Raw genomic sequence first — 21380 nt, 5'->3', positions numbered from 1 at the left:
GTTTTTACATTAACATGAGAGCAAGAAGGAGCAATTAGATCATGCAGGGCACCAATGATTTGACCCAAGGTCCTATTATGTCTACTTTAATGAAATTGACGATTCCCATCATTGCAACCAATTTTATATCTACAACCTACGGTCTTGTGGATATGATTTGGGTTGGAGGGCTAGGAAGCGGTCCGGTTGCTGCAATTGGCACAGCAAGCTTCTTCATTAATTTAGCGATTGCGTTATCGACCATGATAACGATTGGTACTGGCATCAAGGTTTCACACAGTATGGGAGCCGGTCAGGGAGAACAAGCTAAGTCTTATGTAAAAAACGGATTTATCATGTCTATTGTATTAGGGCTGCTCTACATGGTTTTTATCATATTGACACAGGACCAGCTTATCGGTTTCTTCGATCTGGGAAGTGAAACAGTTGAGCAGATGGCGAAGCAATTTCTATTGATTTCGATAGTAGGTACCCTATTTTCAATTCTGAACACCTTATATGCAACCGTTTTGAATGCAATGGGAAACAGTAAACAACCATTTTATATTTTTTCAATGGGTCTCATTTTGAATATTATTCTTGATCCATTTTTAATATATGGAGTTGGCAGTTTTGAAGGTTTAGGAGTTGCAGGGGCCGCTATTGCTACACTAACGGCCAATTTATTAGTGACTTTGTTGTTTATCATTAAAACGAAAAACTTAAAAATTATCTCTAAGCAATCGGTATGGAACAGCCGTCTTATGAAAGAAGTTATCCGATTGGGAGTTCCGATCACGATTCAACGAGTTACCTTTACGATCATTTCGATCATTATTGCTAAAATTATTGTAAGGTGGGGGGCTGATGCCATTGCGGTTCAAAAAGTTGGCATTCAAATTGAATCGATCTCCTATATGACGATCGGTGGTCTACAAGGGGCTATCGCGGCCTTTTTCGGACAAAATTACGGAGCACGTCGATTGGATCGAATTCGGCAGGGTTATCGAAAAGCGTTGCTGTTGACCTCCATATTTGGCATTTTCATTTCGCTCGTATTCATTTTATTTCCTCAGCAGCTCTTTTCGCTGTTTCTTTCTGATGATACGAGTATAAAGCTCGGAACGGACTATATGCGAATTATCGGCTTCTCCCAATTGTTCATGTGTATGGAACTGATGACCGTAGGTGCGTTTAACGGTATTGGTAAAACACACATTCCGCCGATCTTCAGTATTTTATTTACGGCGCTAAGAATACCCTTGGCTTTGCTCTTATCTGAACCGTTTGGTTTAAATGGAGTATGGATGTCGATTACGCTAAGTAGTGTTTTTAAGGGCATCATTTTGGTCATCTGGTTTAGAAAGTCTTTGCGAAGTATTCATAAATCACTTGCAATTTTATAATGAACAAGGACAAAGGACGGTCATAAACATGAATTTGTTGAATCGTGAACTTATACAGGTTGTAATAGACCATGCACTTCAAAATGATCTACTTCGAGGTCATTTCGGTTTAGAAAAAGAAAATGTACGGGTCGATCAGGATGGAAAACTTGCACTGACACCCCACCCGAAGGCTTTTGGAAGCAAGACGGATAACCCCTACATTCAAACAGATTTCTCAGAGAGTCAAATCGAGATGATAACTCCCGCCTTTGAGTCGATTGAAGAAACTTATGATTTCATGGAAGCTTTGCAAGACATTGTTTCTGTCGAATTGGAAGGGGAGTATTTGTGGCCAAGCAGTAATCCTCCCATGCTACCCGCAGAGAACGAAATTCCTATTGCCAAAATGAGTGATCCCATCGCAGACGACTATCGAAGTGAATTGGCGGATAAGTATGGTCGTAAAAGACAATTGTTAAGCGGAATTCACTATAATTTCTCGTTTGATGAGAAATTTCTTACAAAACTATATGATACTCAGGCGCGGCACAAAGACTTTAAGGAGTTCAAAGATGTGATTTATTTTAAAGTAGCCCGTAACTTGATGAGGTATCGATGGCTGCTCATCTATCTAACAGGAGCAAGTCCTGTTTTTGATAATACCTATATGGAGCAATGTGTTAACTTGGCGGATTCCCATGATAATAAAAGTTATTATTTTCCGATTATGAATTCACTTCGGAACAGTATGTGTGGCTATCGGAACGAAAAATCGTATTATGTTTCTTTTCATTCGGCCAAAGAGTATGTTCATGACTTAAACAGGCTGATTCAACAGAATGAGTTACTGAGCGTAAAGGAATTTTACAGCCCCGTTCGCTTAAAAACCGCTAAGGGGATCAATCCGTGCCAAGAGCTTGTGGAAGATGGAGTAGCATACTTAGAGCTTCGATTTATGGATATTAATCCACTTCATAAGATTGGAATAAGTAAAGAAATGATGCACTTTATACATTTGTTTATTCTCTTTATGCTGCTTAAAGTAGATGAATCCTTCCATGAGGAAGACCAAAGGATAGCTGATGTAAACCAAGATCAGGTGATTATGGAGGGTATAAAAGGCTATTTAAACGAGCCTGAATATAGTCAGTTCACGATGGAGGAAATGGCACTCGCTGTTATCGATGAGATGAAGGATATGGTGCAGCTTTTGTTTCCTAAGAATGAGGATTACCAGCACATTCTGGACAGTGAAAAGCAAAAGATTCTTCATACCGAGTTGAATGTTGCATCTAGGGTGAAGTCCGAGATTCAAAAATCATCCTATCTGACATACCATTTGGAAAAAGCGAAAACATACGCTCAGAACAGTATTCAAAATGGATACCGTTTTGCAGGGTATGAGGATCTCGAATTATCAACCCAACTTCTCTTAAAGGCAGCGGTGAAACGAGGCATACGCTTTAAGTGGATGGATCGGGATGAGAATTTTGTATTACTATCAAAAGGTACTCATAAAGAGTATGTGAAGCAAGCAACGAAAACTTCCTTGGATTCCTATAGTACGGTGTTAATTATGGAAAATAAGGTGGTTACGAAAGAAGTTCTCAAACAACATGGAATTCGTGTACCGTCAGGGGAAGCGTTTCAGAGCTTGGATGAAGCAATGTCCACCTATGAAACATATCGCGGTACTCCCATTGTGATAAAACCCAAATCAACCAATTTTGGGTTGGGCATTACGATCTTCAATCAAGATTATTCGAGAGAGGATATGAAAAAAGCGTTTGAAATAGCCTTTACTCACGATCAAACGGTGCTACTTGAGGAATTTATGACAGGCAAGGAATATCGCTTTCTGGTCATGGGGGATCAGGTTGTAGGGGTACTGCATCGTGTCCCTGCAAATGTCGTTGGTGACGGTATCCACACGATCGAACAGCTTGTTCATGAGAAGAATAAAGACCCACTTAGAGGTAAAGGGTATAAGACTCCCCTTGAGAAAATTCAGTTAGGGGAAGCAGAAGAGATGTTTTTAAAGAACCATGCTATGGGTTGGAACGATATACCCCAATTAGGGGAAGTTATCTATCTGAGAGAAAATTCAAATATTAGTACGGGAGGAGACAGTATCGATTTTACGGATGAAATGCCAAACAGCTATAAGGAACTTGCCATTCAATCAGCTAAAGCTGCAGGAGCGACCATATGTGGTGTGGATATGATGATTGATTCTTTAGAGGAAGAAGCAACCGATACCAATTACAGCATCATAGAAATCAACTTCAATCCAGCGATTCATATCCACTGCTACCCTTATATCGGAAAGAACAGAAAGGCAAATGAAAAGATTCTGGATTTATTGTTCGGTTAGTTCGATTACGGGAGGAAATTCGAATATGCTGACTTAGATTTTATTACCGCATTTGTGGAAAACCTACTTGCGGTTAGAACCAAAGTATCGTTCAAGCCATCACAAACTGCAGGTAGGATGGATGCTGGTGTTGATTAAGGAGAAATTTTGGGAGTAGCGTCTACACACTTGAAATCAAGCACTTTTTCGATTAATATATAAGCATTAAATTATATGGTTATGATGGTATCTTACAAGAATGGGGTGAATCTTATTGGAGCAAATGAGCGAAATTGCCGAGAAGCTAAAACTACTTGGAGATAAAACAAGGCTTACTATGTTAACGCTTCTTAAGCAAAGAGAATGGTGTGTTTGCGAATTTGTAGATATTTTCGACATGTCTCAGCCAGCGATTAGCCAGCACTTAAGAAAGCTTAAGTCTCAGGGGATTGTAAATGAAGCCCGTCGTGGTCAATGGGTTTATTATTCCTTGAATGTTGATGACAAGCCATATATCCAAGCCGTGTTAAATGAGATGCCAAGTGCTCAAGAAGTCCTGTCATCCATGAATAAGGAAGTTAACTGTGCCTGTGATTAACAGGAATATTTAGCATATGGTTGAGTGATGCAAATATGATCTCTGTTCATTATATAAGGATATAGTTATATATTGATTATTACTGTATTTAAGTTATCGCATAATTGGAGGTTTGAACATTGGTTTCTGTTGTCCTGGCTAGCATCATTTTTCTTGTTACCTTAGTTTTTGTCATTTGGCAGCCTAAAAATCTATCCATTGGATGGTCTGCCTGTGGTGGTGCTGTCTTGGCGCTGCTTGTGGGAGTCGTTGACTTTCAGGATGTATGGGATGTCACCCAGATCGTATGGAATGCAACGCTCGCCTTTGTCGCGATCATTATCATTTCATTGATCTTGGATAAAATCGGTTTGTTCGAGTGGGCCGCCTTACATATGGCGAATGCTGCTCGAGGAAACGGTATCCGGATGTTTGTCTATGTATCCGTTCTTGGAGCTGTTGTCGCTGCCTTTTTCGCAAACGATGGTGCGGCTCTAATCTTAACTCCGATTGTGCTTGCCATGGTACGAGCGCTGAATTTTGACGAGAAGAAGGTATTTCCTTTTATCATCGCAAGTGGTTTTATTGCGGATACAACTTCGCTACCACTTGTAGTCAGCAACCTGGTGAATATCGTATCGGCTGATTTCTTCGGAATTACGTTTATCGAATACGCCAGTCGTATGTTGGTTCCCAATCTGTTCTCATTAGTAGCTAGTATCCTTGTGCTTTATTTGTTTTTCCGCAAGAGCATCCCGCGAAAGTTCGATGGGACGCAGCTTAAAGAGCCCTCAACGGCAATTCAAGATCCTAAGATGTTCCGTTTATCATGGATCGTATTGAGCGTGCTGCTGATCGGTTACTTTGTGTGTGAATTTGTGGGTATCCCCGTATCGATCGTAGCTGGTGTTATCGCGATATTCTTCCTGTTGATGGCGAGAAAAAGTCCGGCTGTGCAAACCAAAGAAGTACTCAAAGGGGCTCCGTGGGCGATCGTATTTTTCTCGATCGGTATGTATGTTGTGGTTTATGGCTTACGTAACGCCGGTCTTACAGATCTTCTGGCCAGCGTCATACAGAGCGTAGCGGATCAAGGACTTTTTGCTGCGACCATGGGGATGGGCTTCATTGCAGCGATTATTTCATCCATCATGAACAATATGCCGACCGTCATGATAGATGCACTCGCAATCGATGCGACAAACACGTCGGCTGCCATTAAAGAGGCCTTAATTTATGCGAATGTGATTGGTTCCGATTTAGGTCCCAAAATTACACCGATTGGTTCACTGGCAACCTTGCTTTGGCTGCATGTCCTTTCGACCAAAGGCGTGAAGATAAGCTGGGGGACTTACTTTAAGACAGGGATTATATTGACCATCCCAACGTTATTTATAACCCTTTTAGGATTATATATCTGGCTAACCATACTTTAATTCAAGTGATAAGGGAGAGAAACGATGATGGAAAAAAAGACATTGTACTTCTTGTGCACAGGCAACTCTTGCCGCAGCCAAATGGCTGAAGGGTGGGCCAAAAAACATCTGGGTGATGATTGGAATGTCTACAGCGCCGGCATCGAAGCTCATGGCCTAAACCCGAATGCGGTCAAAGCAATGAACGAGGTGGGGATCGATATTTCGAACCAAACTTCGGATATCATTGATCCGGTGTTGTTGAATCAATCCGACCTGGTGGTCACCCTGTGCGGTGATGCTGCCGATCGTTGTCCAATGACACCTCCTCATGTTCGCCGTGAGCACTGGGGATTTGACGATCCTGCCAAGGCTCAGGGTACCGACGAAGAAAAATGGGCTGTATTTCAGCGCGTTCGCGATCAAATCGGCGAGCGTATTCAAAAGTTCGCTGAAACCGGAGAGTAATAAAACAGGATGTAGGAGCCGGGAGCTATTCTCGGAATACATTTGTCGAGGGACAAGAAAATGGTACCATTCAAAGTCGCTAATTTAGCGGCTTTTTTGTTTTATCGGTACAAGTTCTTGTCCCGAGTCGAGGACAAGAACTTGTACCGATTGCTGTAAAGGACAGGAACATGAGCCGATACCACAAGTAACGGTGAATGGTTGATATGGTTACGTTCCAACAGATTGAATATATTGTAGATTCGTTTGCATCTCGAGAGAGGTGCTTTTTTTCGTTTAAGGTACCTTACGATCTCTTCACCAAGACAAGTTGCCGCTTAACCAGCCAATAAGTCCACCAACAATGAGTACCCGGAGCAGATCCATGGATTGTTCTCCTTTCTTCGGGTTTATTACAAGTTATGTTGGGCTCAGTGGAATCAGTTGGTGGAGGAATCTAAAGTGTCTGTGCTAAGATGAGGGTAAATTATGATTCAAGCTGGGGAACAAGGCTAGAAGGGGTGCACATTGAAGAAAATACTTGTCATTGACGATGAAGTCGCAATCAGAGATTTAATTGAGCTCGTACTGAGAAGAGAAAACTACGTCGTTCAAACGGCTGAAAACGGTAAAACAGCCCTGCAGCTGCTGGATGCTTTTGGGCCGGACCTGGTGGTGCTTGACTTGATGCTGCCTGACTGCTCCGGATATGACCTGTGCAAGGAAATCACCGGGAAACGTGCCGTTCCTGTGATCATGCTCTCTGCCAAAAATGAGGTAATCGACAAGGTGTTGGGACTAGAGCTAGGGGCGGAAGATTACATGACCAAACCCTTTGACAATCGTGAATTGCTCGCTCGGATCAAGGCGATTCTGAGAAGAAACGAGAGCAAGGAGGAATCAAGTGAAGGAACAGAAGTGAAATCTACACGCATCATTCATGAAGAGCTGACATTTGATCTGGAAAGCCGAAGGGTGCTGAAAAACGGTGTACCCGTGTCTTTAACGGCCAAAGAGTTTAAAATTCTGGAAACGTTACTCAAAAGGCCAGACAAAATCTTTACCCGGGATGAGCTGCTGCAGATCGGATGGGGATATGACTTTATGGGAGACAGTCGCAGTGTGGATATGACCATCATGCGATTACGGAAGAAGCTGGAGGATAACGCGGACGAACCGAAGTATGTCAGGACGATCTACGGATTTGGCTATCAACTTGGAGGTGGCGAGGCCTGAAGTATGCAACCCGTTTACTGCTGAATTATTTATTTTTCTCCGTGCTGTCCTTTGGCATCATCATTTTTGCAGTGAATAAAGCCATCGATTACTACAGCTTCATTACCATTGAAAAACAGATGATGGAGAAGGCAGATCTATCCGAGTTGTCCTTCCGTGAGGTGTTGGCACAGCATAGGTCATCGTCAGGAGAGCCCCAGACCAAGGAAATTGTCAGACTTGCTCTGGAGAAGCTGAAAGCTTCCGGCAAGGAAGTACGTATCTATGACAGCTCCAAGCAGTTGCTGGGCTTGGCTGTGGATGGCATCATCATTAATGATGGCAAACCTCTTATTTTTGAAAAGAATATTGAGAAAGCCCTGAGCGGCAGTTATGCCTACACCGTCACGGAAGATCATTTGCTTTATTTTGCGACTCCCATTCAGGATCAATACTACCAAAACGCTTATGTGTATGAGTTCGTGGAGGACATTTCCTACTTTTATGCGATTATGGATCAAATCCGTTATATCCTGTTTGCGGGTGCAGGCGGATTTATTGTACTGATTACGTTATCCAGTCTGTGGATTGCCAAGAGCACAACCAAGCCGATTAAGCTGTTGCTTGGCGCTGCGCAAAGTTTCTCTAGACAGGAGTTTCGGAGAGTTCATCTAAACCGGAAGGATGAGCTGGGCATGCTGGCAGATGGGCTGGATTCCATGTGGCGGCAGCTTCATGATTACATTCAGTACCAGAAACAATTTGTCTCCAACGTATCTCACGAGTTAAAAACACCATTGGCAGCAATTCGTGGTTTCTCTCAATACTTGTATGAAGGGGAGAACGAGAACAAGGAGCTGCAAAAAATCTATGCTCATCTGCTGCAGGAATCGGATCGGCTGACGCGCTTGATTAATGAACTGTTGTTGCTATCCCGATTCGACAAGGCTGGTTCTAACGAACTGGAAGTCGAGAAGATAGAAATGAACGAACTGATTCAGCAAGTCGCAACGAGTATGGGTGCCAAGGCCAAAGATAAAGGAATCGAGATTCTGTTCAGGGAGGCGGAAGCGGAACCGGAGGATAAGCTTCTGACGAGAGTCCACGCCAACGTGAATCCAATGCTGATGTCGCATGCGATCGCCAACCTTGTGGACAATGCCATCAAATATTCAGGCAGTCCATCGCTAATCGAATTGAAGTTGGAACATACGCCAAGCGAGGTCGTTATACGGATACGTGATCAAGGTATCGGTATCGCGGGTGATGAGCTGGAGAGAGTGCAGGAACGCTTTTACCGGGCGAAAAATGCAAGCACAGCGAACGGTTCAGGTCTTGGACTTTCTATTTGCAAAGAGATTGTAGAGCGGTTTAATGGATATATCGACATGGAAAGTCAAATCGGGGAAGGAACGACCGTTACGATTGTGTTACCCCGTGCGTAATCACGCGTGTAAATAGTTAACGTTACAAGATTGATACAATTCTGTTATTAGACTAACAAATGCTTTTTTTATAATCACTTCATAAGAAGAAATCACACATTTATGGAGGGATCATGATGAAATTGATAAACAAAGCTACAGCTGTTATCCTGCTGAGTATTTTACTAACGATGGCACTGACGGGCTGTCTGTCCAATGGTGCCAAGTCGCCAGAAGCAGCGCAGAACTCGGCTGAAAAAAACACGCCCGACGAACAGGCCAAAGGCGAAGGAGCATCAAATTCTACTGCGCCTGCTTCAGAAAATTCGGAAGGACAGAGTGCTGAAGCTATTAAGGAAGGTTCGATGGAGAAGGAAGGCAATGTGGTGCTGAAGGAGCTTGCTTTTGTCTATAATGAGCACACCATTGCGATTTCGGATACAGCGAATGAAGATCAGATGGAACAGATGCTGGGCAAACCGGATAACCTGAAATCTCATACGTACAGTGCCGGCGATGGAACAAACATGGATACGTTAATCGGTTTTACAGAAAAGGTGTATACGTATCCTGGTCTGGAGATTAAAACAATCAGTATACCGGAGGGGAAACAAGACTCCATCTTTCATATCGAAATTACAGATCCTAAGTACGTGACAGTGCGAAACATTAAAGCAGGAGATAGCCTGGATACACTCAAAAACGCCTACCCTGAGGGGAAACTGCTTGGTGATGGAGCCCCTAATGAGGAGGATGACTTCCGTTACGAGCCATCCAATTATGTGGATGTGATGTCGTTTCATATCAAGGATGCCAAGGTGGAGAGCATTCAGATCTACAGCCTTCTGGACTAATATTTAATGATCGATGTTGGTAAGCCATTCATACGATTCACCTTTAATACCTGCCCGGGGAGAGGGGTAGGTATTTTCTCGTTATAGACTCGTTTATAGAATGGTATCGAGCTGACAGGTTTTCTCTTAAAAAAACTTAGACAATTGAAGTCGTCGAACGCGGAGCAAGCTGTTGATCTGCAAGCTTTCGAGCTGATGGGCGACAGCGCGGCGGCAATTAATGGCGCGTCTTATGACAAAGACAAGGATATGCTGCGATTCTACATCGACCATGTCGGCGTCTATGCTATCGACAGCAAGAATCCGGCTGCATTTACCGACCTTGGCAAGCATGAATGGGCGCGCGAGGCGATCGAGAAGCTGGCCGAAAGAGGCATCGTCAACAGCACCTCGATCGAAAAGGGCACTTTCAGCCCCGCAAATCAGGTAACGCGAGCTGATTTTATCTTGATGCTGGTGAACATGCTTGACCTGCGTGCCGAAATCGCCTCGACGTTCGCCGATGTGAAGCCGAATGATTATTACTACGATGCGGTGTCCATCGCCAAGCAATTGGGAATCGCTTCGGGAGTGAACGAAGTTAACTTCGCTCCTCGTGATTCAACCAGCCGCCAGGATGCTATCTATGGTTATGCTGACCCGAGCGCTGCAAACGACGGGGGCAATAAAGCCGTCCGCATCCGGTTCAACGGTTGAGGGCTTCCGTGATGCGAGCCAGATTGCACCATATGCTGCGGACAGCGTGGCAACGATGTTCGAGTATGGGCTGGTTACGGGCTCTAACGGCTATATGAAGCCGAAGAGTACGACCAGCAGGGCTGAAACGGCGACGTTCTTGTATCGCGTTCTTCAATTAATCGAGGGGCAGTAGCAGTAGTAGACGCGGGAACAATTGATTTAAGCACATTCCGATTAGCGCGGCAACGCGCCCGGGGTGTGCTTTTTCGACGATACAGAATAAAACTTCGTAAATGGACGGATGAACCGGTAAGCCACCCCGTCGCGCATGGCCGACGCCGCTTCCTTGGGCGTCCCGATGCCTTTTCGCGACGAACGGTACGCGCTGCGCTTATCTCAGCCGCCGGACGAGCTCCAGGTCGGGGCCTTCGGACCGAGGGCTATGCGGTGTATAGCCGGACAACGTCGTCCCGACGAAATCCGCGCAAAGCTGCTCGGCGGCAATCTATGCGAAGTCGGAGCTGCTAGGCTCCACCGGGGTTTAGTTAGCGCAGCGGTGGAGCACAGCATGGATATCTACTGTTAGGTTTTTTACGTTAGATAACCATTGCCACAGGTTCATAGAATGGATACAAGTTGGCAGCCAACTGATTGATTGGCTTATCTACATGGCGGTAGCCGATACACATAACTCTTTTTATAGATCACCATTAATTATAAGGGATCTTTTGGAGTACTTTGCAGACCAAATTGTCAGACATCAAATGAGTGTATCGGGAGGTATCCATCCAAACAGTTTATTCTGGGTACTTAAAAAAATAGTGACTAAGTTTAGCGACAATTACTTTAAAGCGTGGTTGAGAATAGCAGGAGGTATCCTACGATTTGCAGAAGGTATTCGAGTACCTGCACAATCGTCCTATTCGTTATCGATGATAGACTATCACCTTAAGCGGCTCTCCAGTGAGGGGGTATTGCCGCCCTTTGTGAGCTTGGAAACGGACAAGCTCGACCTGCAGCTCCTACTCTTGGCGAGTCTTGCTGAGAAGAGCTAAGCAGTCCATTTTGCTTGTCTATATTTCCACTTAATAGTATGTTGTGGGAAATGGATTTAATGAGGGAGGATGAGTCTTTTGGGGAAAATGACTTCTGAAGTCAGAGCGATAATTGAGAAGTACCGTTATGATCGAAAACTGCGTAAATATTCGGATCAGCACTTTTTCAACGATCATAGAATCTTTGGTGGAATCAACTCTAATGGAGACGTTGAGCGGGTTAAAGCAAGTGTCTACAACAGATTCGGTCAATACAAAAAGGTTTACCCCCTTGTTCGAGACGATATTGAGGATTTGGAAAGAGCGGCAGCTCAGTATGAAATTGCCATAAGGAAGGTCTTTCAAAATTTCGATAACCCTAATACAGACTTTAACTATTCCGTTGAAGAGCTTCAGGGGTTGATCGATTCGGTCTTTGAATGCCAACACAAAGTGAATGAGTTTGCTGTCAGGAAAGCAATGCAGGACTGATTCAATGTTATTCGGTTATTTCAGGGAAGGTGTGTCAGATGACGTATAGAGTATTTAGAAAGCAGATTGAGTTCGAACGGAAGAAAGGCTGCATAAAAGTAAAATCTGAGATACAGCCTATTACGTTAAACTATCGTGATAATCTCTCCGCACTCAGTCACAGTCGCGTAATTGTAAGTAGTCAGGAACGGTACAAGTTCTTGTTCTCCGACATATGCTAAAGCTGGTCATGGTATGTCGGGGGACATAAACATACTCCCATTGAAAGTCACTAATTTAGCGGCTTTTTTGTTTTATCGGTACAAGTTCTTGTCCCGAGTCAAGGACAAGAACTTGTACCGATTGCCTAACCATAAAGCAGGAGGATTGATACGCTGGTCCAGGAAGGTACTTTTATTGAAAATGACAGCAAAGTTTTTACTAAAGAGGAAATGACTTATTTGGCAAAATCAATGTTTAACTAACGGGCAGAATAACCCAACGAACAGAAGTTCCTGCGTCTCATAGTTGGTTGGAGAAATGTGAAATATGACAGCATTTATTTTCACATGAGCCCGAGGGATACGAATGTCCATTTAGTCATGTTTGGGGTATCGATCATCGATCAACCTAATCTGGGATCAAAACAATGGGAAATCATCTATCAGAATGATAAGATTACGGCATTTATAGCGAGCAAATGTTGGCCAAACAATAAAGAACATGTACTTGTTGTTCCTAATCAACATTTCGAGAACATCATTTAACTCCTTGCGGATTAGGCTGTTGAAATTCACTGCGCTACTCAGTTTACAGAATTAGCAATGAAAAGCATCATATGGCTGTGATGAGATTTTTACGCGGCAGCATAATGAGCTGACACTCAAGACGATATTGAGTGTACGTAGAAAAGCCTCAATGGTGAGGAAAAACATAAAATAAATAAATTTAGCTAGAATTAATATATTTTTTTGTTATATATTGTAGCTTTTGCAGCGTAATCAACGTCTATAATGATGAATAAAAAATTGAATGGAGGATGACTTGTGAATAAAAAGTTGTTGTTATCTGTTGTTGCAATTCCTTTATTGGCTGGAGGTGTAATTTACTATTCTTCGCTTGAAAGTAATAGCAGTGTAGAAGCTACGCTTGCTCAGTCTACTGAAGTACGAGTAAATGATGTTTCCTTTAATTCAGACAATTTAGATAGCACTACAACCTCTAACCCAAAAACTATCAGAGGAGAATTAGAGGTTTATCCATTTGAAGAAGGAGTTAACAAGGCGGATTTAATTGTCAAAGTCAAAATAATTGGGAATATTGGTGAAGTTATTGAACCTGTTCCCAAAAGTGTTTTCAATACCCAAATTCTAAGTGCTCAAAAAGATGATCCAACTCTGGACTCAGAATCCATTAGTATCATGCAACAAGGGAATAGTGAGGTTTTGTTTAATGGCAATGAGTTATTTAAAGAAAACGAAGAATATATACTCTTTTTGAAAAAAGCTGTAGGTCCTGTAGCTGAGGAATATCCTAATCTCTATTGGATACTAGGTGAGGAATCTAATATGTATAAAAGTATCAGTAACAATCTAGTAGAAAAACAAGGTCATGTTGATGAAGAACTCAAAGATGTTGAAAGCAATCAAATATCGACACTAGAAGAAAATACTTCAACTCAAATACTCATTGAAGAAGAGTTTATTGAAAAAATAAAATCAATAACAAACAATTACTAAAATTCAAAACACTAAATTGGAGGGACCACTTTTATGGGGAAAATGATACTTAAATCAGTATTAGTAGTAGGATTATTGTCAGCTTTTGTTCCGTTGTCCTATACAGAAGCGCATGTATCTCCAAACACTTGTCACCCGAACGGTGAATCCTCTGGGTTCTCTGTTGATTGTAATAATCATCAAGGCTCTTCAAGTTTTACTTATAATCTTCAAGGTGTAGATTCCGAATATGCTGGCTATGTATATAATGGAGCATCAAGATGGACTAACACTGGGGTTGTCAAAATATCAAAAACTGAAACACAATCCAATAATGGAAGAATTATAAAATATGCAGATCCTAATACTAGCACTGTTGCCTACTTCGCTAATTATTATTCTGATTCGAATGGCCACTTGTATGCTTGGACTATTGGAATGAACACCTCAGTTATGAAAGGCCGTGATCCGGCTAAAAATTCGGAAGCTTTAGCACATGAATTAGGTCATGCTATTGGTTTAAATGACTTGTATAGTGATAACAATAAAGGTAAATTAATGTATGGGTATTCTGATAGAACCTCATCTTTACCAACAAGCAGGGATATTGCAGGTGCAAAAGAAGCGATAAATGGTAGTTGAATATTTTATTATTTTATCTTGAAAAAAACAGATTGTTTGAAGGTTTTACGTATAAAACGAGCCAAACTCGAGACAGATATTAGGCTAGCCAGAATCTGCTGGCTGGCCTTTTTTTGTGGGTGTCGGGTGACAAAAACATAGTAAAATTAGAAGCCGCTGATTTGATATTATCCCCTTTAAGTAGACAGTGTGTAAAAAGCGCATTAAAGTCTACTTTGGAGGGGATTTTTTTCATGGGCGAAATACGAAAGACATATGACATCGAATTTAAGCGCAAGGCTGTTGCGATGTTCCTGGAGGAAGGTCTTGGCTACAAGACGGTAGCCAAGACCTTGGGCATCGATGATAGGATGGTTCGAAGATGGGTAGCTCACTACGAGCGAGGAGGAATTGAGGGTCTCAAGGAAAAAAGAGGCACCTCGACGGGTTCGAAGAACGGGAGACCGAAGAAGGCCAAAACCTTGGAGGAAGAAGTCCTGCGGCTGCGAGCGGAGAATGCCTTGCTAAAAAAGCTATGGGAACTGTAAAGGGGCAAGAGCAAAGCGACGTCAAACCTATCAAGCCATCGAAGCGCTAACTAGCAACTACCCCGTGACCTTGCTGTGTGAACTGGCAGGTATTTGCTCGAAGTAGTTACTACAAATGGGCAGCCAGAAAGAATAATCCAACGTCCAAACAGATCGCAGAGCAGGCTCTGAAAGAGAAGATTCTAGAGTGCCATACCAGCTAAAGGGCATTTACGGATACCCACGGGTTCGCGTCTGGCTAAAGAAAACCTTTGGCTTGAACGTCAACCATAAGCGTGTGTACCGGCTGATGAAAGAACTGGGGATTCGTGCGCGTATTAGGCGAAGGAAGCAATACTTTGGCCGTCGGGAGGCCGGGATTACCTCAACCAATGTACTGAATCGGGATTTTAACGCCACAACACCCAATACGAAATGGGTCACCGATGTGACCTATATTGCCAATCGGCTCTCGCTTTCTGTACCTGTCGGTTATTTTTGACCTGTATAACAACGAGGTGGTTGCCTTTCGGATTGGACGCCACAACAATTTAAAGCTTGTGCTGGAGACCGTACAAGCAGCTGTATATAAACGCAAAGTAACCAACCTGCTGCTCCACAGCGACCAAGGCTTCCAGTATACTCACAAGGAGTACCATGCCTTTTTGAAGCGCAAGAAAATGAAAGCGAGTATGTCGCGTAAGGGAAACTGCTGGGATAACGCTTGTATCGAGAGCTTCTTTGGACACCTGAAGTCAGAATGTCTTCGACTCGACACCTTCTCGACCGAGAAAGAGCTCGTTAAGGCGATTGAACGATATATCCATTTTTACAACCACGAACGTTTTCAACAAAAACTAAACAACCTTAGTCCGGTTGAGTACCGAACTAGGGTTGCTTAAGGCTGCTTTTTTAGGCTGTCTACTTGACAGGGTTAAGTTCAATTAAGCGGCTTCTTATATTTATGTTATCAAGTTCTTGTCAAAACACAATGACAAGAACTTGATAACATTCCCGACTGATGACAAGAATATGGTTACATTCCCGATATAATTTCATCGACGGCGGCAGACGCTCTTTTATTAAACTAATAAGAAGCTGCTGTCCGGTGACAAAGGCATATGTACAAAATACTATGTAATATACACTTACTAATTGGATCGAAGATACTAGTGTTGATGCTGAATTCAATGAGTTGTGACACAATATATCAAAGAGATCGGACTTCTTATTTAAATGTAAAGATAAGGACAGAAGAAATGCTGTTCTTTTTCGTCATTTTGAGCTATGGTATCTGCAAACTGGATGGATGGGTGAACAGATTGACGGCACGCCGATATGATTTCATCGACGGCGGCAGAACGGCTTGAACAACTGGCGAAGGATATTGTAGAGTTGACTAAAAAAATCGGGAGCCCTTTGAAGGCGGAAGGGAGTTCGTTGAGGGTTACTACGGTAAAGGCTTCAGCAACGTTGAGGAAAGAGTAATTTACCGGATGGGCGATGCAGCTCTAGAGGCTTGCGACCGACAATGGAAATGTCCAGCAGCTTTTAGGCCAGATGCTTCAGCCGCATCGTTTCGGGGTTTATTTCGTTCCCATTGCTTGTGGTTGTGAGATGCTGTACATTGAATAATACATTCATCTCTGATAAAATATTTAGTAAAACTTTATCGATGAGAAAGGTGACAAAATGGCAACTATAAAGGATATTGCCCAGATGACAGAATTATCAAGTGCAACGGTATCTAGAGTACTGAATAACGATTACAGTATCAGCGTTACGGACGAAACGAGAAAAAAAATATTTGAAGCAGCGCATAAGCTCAATTATAAAAAAGTGAAATCGTTGACTTATAAACGTAAGAAAACATTAAACTTAGGTTTGATTATATGGTGTTCGGAAGAAAGGGAGGATTCTGACCCTTATTTTTTATCGATTCGGCAAGCGATCGAAAGGGAATGTGATGAATTAGGCATTCCAATTACAAGCACCTTCAGACGATATGAAGATCAAGAATTAAATATTGACGCAAGTCAATTAAACGCCCTGATTGTTATCGGTAAAGTTCATCCGGATTATATCGAGAAATACCCTCACATAAATAATATTGTCTCCGTAGATTATGTGATGGACAACAACATCGATGCTGTAATTACTGATTTTGAAGATGCTACGAGCAAAGCGATAGAGCATTTGTTGCAGCTAGGGCACCAGAGAATCGGTTATATTGGCGGAGCAACGATTGAATTTAGCAGCAAGGGATATAAGCTGATTGCGGATTTAAGGCAAGAAAAGCACAAAAAAACGATGAAGGATCTGGGGATGTATCGCCCGGAAGATGTATATGTAGGCACTTGGACAATGGAAGCCGGCTATAAATTGATGAGTGAAGCATTGGATAAAAAGGGAACGCCTACCGCTTTTCTCATCGGCAGTGATCCTATGGCGGTTGGCGCGATCAGAGCTATAGACGAATACGGATTGAAAGCACCGGATGATATCGCCATAGTGAGTTTTGACGATATACCGATAGCGCAGTTTATTAATCCTCCGTTAACTACAGTGAAAGTATACACGGAAGTGATGGGAAGAACGGCCGTTAAACTGCTGCTGGACCGGGAAGAGGGAAGGGAAATTCCGCTGCATGTTAAAGTTCCGACCAAACTGATCATTAGAAAAAGCTGCGGAGCTAAAGCATAAAGGGTTTTAGTTATTTTTTCGTTAAGATTAAGATATTTCTATCTTCAGGAAGAAACAAAAACAGCGAACGTTCCTTGGAATATTTCAGGAACGTTCGCTGTTTTTGTAGTTTAACCAGGCTTGCGCCTGCTTTGGAACATGATTTTATCTTTTATTGGGGGAAAGGGATAACTATTTATGCTTGCGATTGTCAAACAAAGATGATACTATTGCAATTGATTTAGTTAATATTTACTAAAAAATTGGCATTCCTTGAAGGAAGGAGGCAGACGGAAGGGGTCCATTTGATTTGGCGATGTGCATTTATGTAAGCGTTCTTATGATGATGAGAAAGAAGGGGAACTAGTGAGAAAATCAGTCGCTTTAATGACGGTTATCAGCTTGATCTTTACGGTTTTCATGTCGGGTTGCTCAGGTAATAAAGAAGACGAAAAGACTCCGCCGACCACAGAAAATAAGTCCAATCAGGAAGCTGTGGACAATGAATTTGGCTGGAGTATGCCGGAGAATACCATCGAAATCAATTTTTACGCCGGGCAGGAAAATCCGGATGACGTCAAAACAGATCAACAACTTCTGCAATCATGGATTCTCGATAATTTTAATGTCAAGTTCAACAAAATCGTATATGACGTAGATCAAAAAGAAAAATTGAATCTTATGCTGGCATCCAGGGATTATCCGGAAGTCATAACCAACATGAGCGCCGAGGATGTTGCTAAATGGGCCGCGCAAGGAAAAGCGATCGAATTGTCGGAATACATTGAAAAAAATGCGCCGAATATCAAAGAGGCATTGGGAGACTGGTACACATCGTACAAGGACAAGAACGGAAAACTGTACGGCTTGCCGCGATACTGGGGCATTCTCCCGATTCCTGACTACTCGGCCCATATTCGAAATGACTGGTGGACGGAAATGGGATCACCGGCCTTTAAAACGCCGAATGACTATTTTGAGCTTTTGAAAAAGATGCAGCAGGAGCATCCGAAGAATGCTAATGGAGAGGTTACTTACGCTCTGTCGAGCTATGCACCGGTTACCAAAAATATGGTGCCTACGCTGGCTGGCATGTACGGTCTGAAAGATGGTTTCAAGGTTTCGAACGAAGGAGATTTCAAGCATTGGGTTAATACGGATGAAGGACTGGAAATGACAAAATATATAAATCTTTATTACCGTGAAGGTCTTCTGGATCCAGATATGTTCGTGAACAAGTTTGAGAACTGGAAAGCGAAATTCTCCAGCGAAAGAGTCATGGGATATATCGGTGCATGGTGGCACTCCTGGCACGCGGGACATGAAGTATGGCAGAAGACCAATCCGGATTGGAGGGAAGAACAACGTTACGTACAGGTCCCATTGAAAGCGGATTCAGCCGAACAAGCCTATCTGTCACCGAAGAATGGACGAAGCGGTAACTATACCATCATTACCGACAAGGCTAAAAATCCCGAGGATATTATCAAATGGTTCAACTTCTCGATTACCGATATGGGCACAAGAATTATTGGGTGGGGAGCACCGAATCAGGAGGAGTCCGTATGGACTTACAAGGACGGTAAATTTGAATGGGTAGACTCAGCTAAGCAGCAAGTCATTGATGCGACTTGGGATTATGAGGTGAGTGACAAGATTGGACAGCTGATGTATACGCTAGTCGAAGGTCAAAGCATCTTGAAGGATGATGGAAAGAGTACGATTTGGTTCGACCAAAACTTTAATGAGGAAGCCAAATGGAAGAAAGTCATGAACGATAATCTGAAAGACACCATTTATGACTTTACGCTTGGCATTATCCCAATTGATCCGAGCACTCCTCTCGCGATTACGCAGCAGCAGGTCGATGATCAATTGGAAACGCTTTGGGCTAAAGCGGTGATGAGCGAAACGGAAGAAGATGCGATTTACAATTTCATGGATATGCGAGATAAACTGAATAAATCCGGCCTCCAGGATATTGAAAAGTTCAAATCGGACGTGTACAAACAACGATTGAATGATTGGAAATAGTCTCTGATGAGGAAGGTGCGATGCCACCTTCCTCATAAAATTTCAAAAGATGGAGGTAACCGCGATGAGACTAGAACCGCTAGAAACAGGTAACCATGCCTCGTCTGGAATTAAACGACTGATGCGCAAGGCTATTCAGGAAAGACAGTTCTGGTATATCAGTATTCCTATGATCATTTGGGTTGTGATTTTTCATTATGTTCCAATGTATGGGATTATTATTTCCTTCATGAACTATATACCCGGCAATCCTATACTGAGCAGTGAGTGGGTTGGTTTTGATCATATTATCAATTTCTTTAATTCGCCGGACTTTTGGACCGTGATCCGCAATACGCTGGCCATCAGCGGTTTAAATATTTTATTCGGATTTCCGGCCCCCATCATCCTGGCTCTTCTACTGAATGAGCTTCGTTTAAAAACTTTTAAAAAGGTCGTACAGACGATCTCTTATCTTCCTCACTTTATTTCTTGGGTTGTTGTCGCGAGTCTGCTCTTCACCTTGCTTGGCAACGAAGGGATTATTAATGAATTGCTTATAGGATTGGGGATTATTGATAAGCCGATCGCGTATTTGGGAGAAGGAAAATACTTCTGGTCGATCATCACCTCTTCGAACGTCTGGAAAGATGTCGGCTGGTCCACCATTATCTATTTGTCTGCGATAGCGGGAGTCGATTCGGAACAGTTTGATGCAGGTAAGGTTGATGGTTTAGGGAGATTTGGTATCAACTGGCATATCATTTTACCGAGTATCCGCTCAACGATCGTTGTTCTCTGGATCTTAGGAATCGGTGGCATCTTGAACGCTGGCTTTGAACAGCAGCTTCTGATCGGTAACGCTCAGACTAGAGAGTTTCATGAAGTGATAGATACGTATGCGTATAAATATGGCATTCAGCTCGGTAATTATTCCTATGGAGCTGCAATCAGCTTGATGAAAGCGCTCATTGGCGTGACGCTTGTGTTCGGAGCCAACCGATTAAGCAAGAAATTTTTGGATACTTCGATTGTTTAGGAGGGAGCCGGAATGCAAAAGGGATTCTATAAAGCATCGCTTGGTAGTCGTATTTTCGATATATTCAATGTTTTCTTTATGATTGTTTTTTCTTTCCTTATGCTGTACCCATTTATCAATCTGTTTGCGTTGTCGCTGAATGAAGGAACGGATGCGGCTAGAGGGGGGATTTATTTTTGGCCGCGGGTATTCACGTTGGAAAACTATTCGTTTATCCTGCAGAATTCCAAAATTTATGAAGGCTTGCTGATGTCCATTATGCGGGTAACGGTTGGAACGGTCATTACGGTGCTCGCCACCGGTCTTCTTTCATATATCGTGACGATCAAACATTTTTCCGGAAAAAAATTTATGCGGATCTTATTTCTGATCACCATTTATTTTGGCGGCGGCCTGATCCCAACCTACTTGCTCATGGTCAAACTGGGGTTAGTTAATTCCTTTCACATCTACTGGATGCCTAGTATGCTGAGCGCTTATTACATGCTGTTAATGTCTTCATATATGCAGAACTTGCCGGATTCGCTATTTGAGTCCGCTCGAATCGATGGGGCCAGTGAACTTCGCATATATGCACAGATCGTCATTCCGACATCGCTTCCCGTGTTTGCATCGATTGCCATCTTCAGTTCTGTAGGGCATTGGAATTCCTGGTTCGATGTCATCTTGTACAATTCCAGCGGGGAATACGATACATTACAGGTCTACTTGAGAAAGCTGCTTCTTGAAGTCGAAGCGCTGAATCAGGTCTCCAACCAGCAGTTGGCCTACTCCAAATTCCGGAATATATCTGCCGAGACGCTGCGTGCAGCGGTCACGATGATCGTTACACTGCCTATTCTATTCGTATATCCGTTCTTTCAGCGTTATTTTGTTGGAGGCATTACGCTTGGTGCGGTTAAGGGGTAAATTTGCTCTTAATTAATATGTTTACACCATAGGAGG

At 42.8% G+C, this 21380-nt stretch carries 21 protein-coding genes; all 21 read left to right on the top strand.

The annotated features are described in order from the left end of the window. Window positions 1-41: 41 nt before the first annotated feature. On the top strand, window positions 42-1385 hold the full coding sequence (locus tag ACOZB4_RS02055; protein WP_379405517.1) for an MATE family efflux transporter: 1344 nt from the start codon (window positions 42-44) through the stop codon (window positions 1383-1385). Window positions 1386-1413: 28 nt separating this feature from the next. Then, window positions 1414-3741 (top strand): bifunctional glutamate--cysteine ligase GshA/glutathione synthetase GshB, encoded by a 2328-nt coding sequence (gshAB, locus tag ACOZB4_RS02050; protein ID WP_379405515.1) that lies wholly within the window; start codon window positions 1414-1416, stop codon window positions 3739-3741. Window positions 3742-3994: 253 nt separating this feature from the next. Then, window positions 3995-4318: a metalloregulator ArsR/SmtB family transcription factor gene (locus tag ACOZB4_RS02045; protein WP_339264728.1), complete on the top strand. Its 324-nt coding sequence runs from the start codon at window positions 3995-3997 to the stop codon at window positions 4316-4318. Window positions 4319-4437: 119 nt separating this feature from the next. Next, on the top strand, window positions 4438-5733 hold the full coding sequence (locus tag ACOZB4_RS02040; RefSeq protein WP_332296697.1) for an arsenic transporter: 1296 nt from the start codon (window positions 4438-4440) through the stop codon (window positions 5731-5733). A 27-nt stretch (window positions 5734-5760) separates the two neighbouring features. Continuing rightward, window positions 5761-6180 (top strand): arsenate reductase (thioredoxin), encoded by a 420-nt coding sequence (arsC, locus tag ACOZB4_RS02035; protein ID WP_028407113.1) that lies wholly within the window; start codon window positions 5761-5763, stop codon window positions 6178-6180. A gap of 507 nt (window positions 6181-6687) precedes the next feature. Beyond that, on the top strand, window positions 6688-7395 hold the full coding sequence (locus tag ACOZB4_RS02030; RefSeq protein ID WP_379405512.1) for a response regulator transcription factor: 708 nt from the start codon (window positions 6688-6690) through the stop codon (window positions 7393-7395). 41 nt (window positions 7396-7436) lie between these two features. Beyond that, window positions 7437-8819 (top strand): sensor histidine kinase, encoded by a 1383-nt coding sequence (locus ACOZB4_RS02025; RefSeq protein ID WP_379405510.1) that lies wholly within the window; start codon window positions 7437-7439, stop codon window positions 8817-8819. Between the two features lie 116 nt (window positions 8820-8935). Next, window positions 8936-9652, top strand: coding sequence for a hypothetical protein (locus ACOZB4_RS02020; protein WP_422759456.1), 717 nt, complete (start codon window positions 8936-8938; stop codon window positions 9650-9652). Between the two features lie 144 nt (window positions 9653-9796). Next, window positions 9797-10348, top strand: a complete 552-nt coding sequence (locus ACOZB4_RS02015; RefSeq protein WP_379405506.1) for an S-layer homology domain-containing protein — start codon at window positions 9797-9799, stop codon at window positions 10346-10348. Beyond that, window positions 10284-10523, top strand: a complete 240-nt coding sequence (locus ACOZB4_RS02010) for an S-layer homology domain-containing protein (RefSeq protein ID WP_379405504.1) — start codon at window positions 10284-10286, stop codon at window positions 10521-10523. Before ACOZB4_RS02015 ends, ACOZB4_RS02010 begins: the two co-directional genes overlap by 65 nt. Window positions 10524-10688: 165 nt before the next feature. Beyond that, window positions 10689-10916: a hypothetical protein gene (locus tag ACOZB4_RS02005; protein ID WP_422759455.1), complete on the top strand. Its 228-nt coding sequence runs from the start codon at window positions 10689-10691 to the stop codon at window positions 10914-10916. A 547-nt stretch (window positions 10917-11463) separates the two neighbouring features. Then, complete coding sequence (locus ACOZB4_RS02000) at window positions 11464-11856, top strand: hypothetical protein (protein ID WP_379405502.1); 393 nt, start codon at window positions 11464-11466, stop codon at window positions 11854-11856. Between the two features lie 1025 nt (window positions 11857-12881). Continuing rightward, window positions 12882-13574 carry a hypothetical protein gene (locus ACOZB4_RS01995; protein WP_379405500.1) on the top strand — a complete coding sequence of 231 codons (693 nt, stop codon included), beginning with the start codon at window positions 12882-12884 and terminating at the stop codon, window positions 13572-13574. Window positions 13575-13607: 33 nt separating this feature from the next. Further along, on the top strand, window positions 13608-14195 hold the full coding sequence (locus ACOZB4_RS01990) for a hypothetical protein (RefSeq protein ID WP_379405498.1): 588 nt from the start codon (window positions 13608-13610) through the stop codon (window positions 14193-14195). Between the two features lie 233 nt (window positions 14196-14428). Next, entirely contained in the window at window positions 14429-14722 is a 294-nt protein-coding gene (locus tag ACOZB4_RS01985; RefSeq protein ID WP_379405496.1) for a transposase, read from the top strand. Window positions 14723-14909: 187 nt separating this feature from the next. Continuing rightward, window positions 14910-15203 carry an IS3 family transposase gene (locus ACOZB4_RS01980; protein ID WP_379405494.1) on the top strand — a complete coding sequence of 98 codons (294 nt, stop codon included), beginning with the start codon at window positions 14910-14912 and terminating at the stop codon, window positions 15201-15203. Beyond that, window positions 15160-15603, top strand: coding sequence for an IS3 family transposase (locus ACOZB4_RS01975; RefSeq protein WP_379405492.1), 444 nt, complete (start codon window positions 15160-15162; stop codon window positions 15601-15603). The genes ACOZB4_RS01980 and ACOZB4_RS01975 overlap by 44 nt, the downstream gene beginning before the upstream one ends. Before the next feature lie 790 nt (window positions 15604-16393). Then, the gene (locus ACOZB4_RS01970) at window positions 16394-17404 is read left to right on the top strand and encodes a LacI family DNA-binding transcriptional regulator (protein ID WP_379405488.1); all 1011 of its coding nucleotides are present in this window, start codon (window positions 16394-16396) and stop codon (window positions 17402-17404) included. 345 nt (window positions 17405-17749) lie between these two features. Beyond that, window positions 17750-19417, top strand: coding sequence for a sugar ABC transporter substrate-binding protein (locus ACOZB4_RS01965; protein WP_379405486.1), 1668 nt, complete (start codon window positions 17750-17752; stop codon window positions 19415-19417). A 64-nt stretch (window positions 19418-19481) separates the two neighbouring features. Next, a complete protein-coding gene (locus tag ACOZB4_RS01960; protein ID WP_379405484.1) occupies window positions 19482-20435 on the top strand; it encodes an ABC transporter permease in 954 nt (317 codons plus the stop codon). A gap of 12 nt (window positions 20436-20447) precedes the next feature. Then, window positions 20448-21344, top strand: a complete 897-nt coding sequence (locus tag ACOZB4_RS01955; protein ID WP_379405482.1) for a carbohydrate ABC transporter permease — start codon at window positions 20448-20450, stop codon at window positions 21342-21344. The last annotated feature ends 36 nt before the right edge of the window (window positions 21345-21380 follow it).

Source organism: Paenibacillus sp. NPDC058898, assembly GCF_049316025.1.
Taxonomy (GTDB): domain Bacteria; phylum Bacillota; class Bacilli; order Paenibacillales; family Paenibacillaceae; genus Paenibacillus_AQ.
Note: the sequence above shows the minus strand (reverse complement) of the source record. Positions and strands in the feature narration are given on the sequence as shown.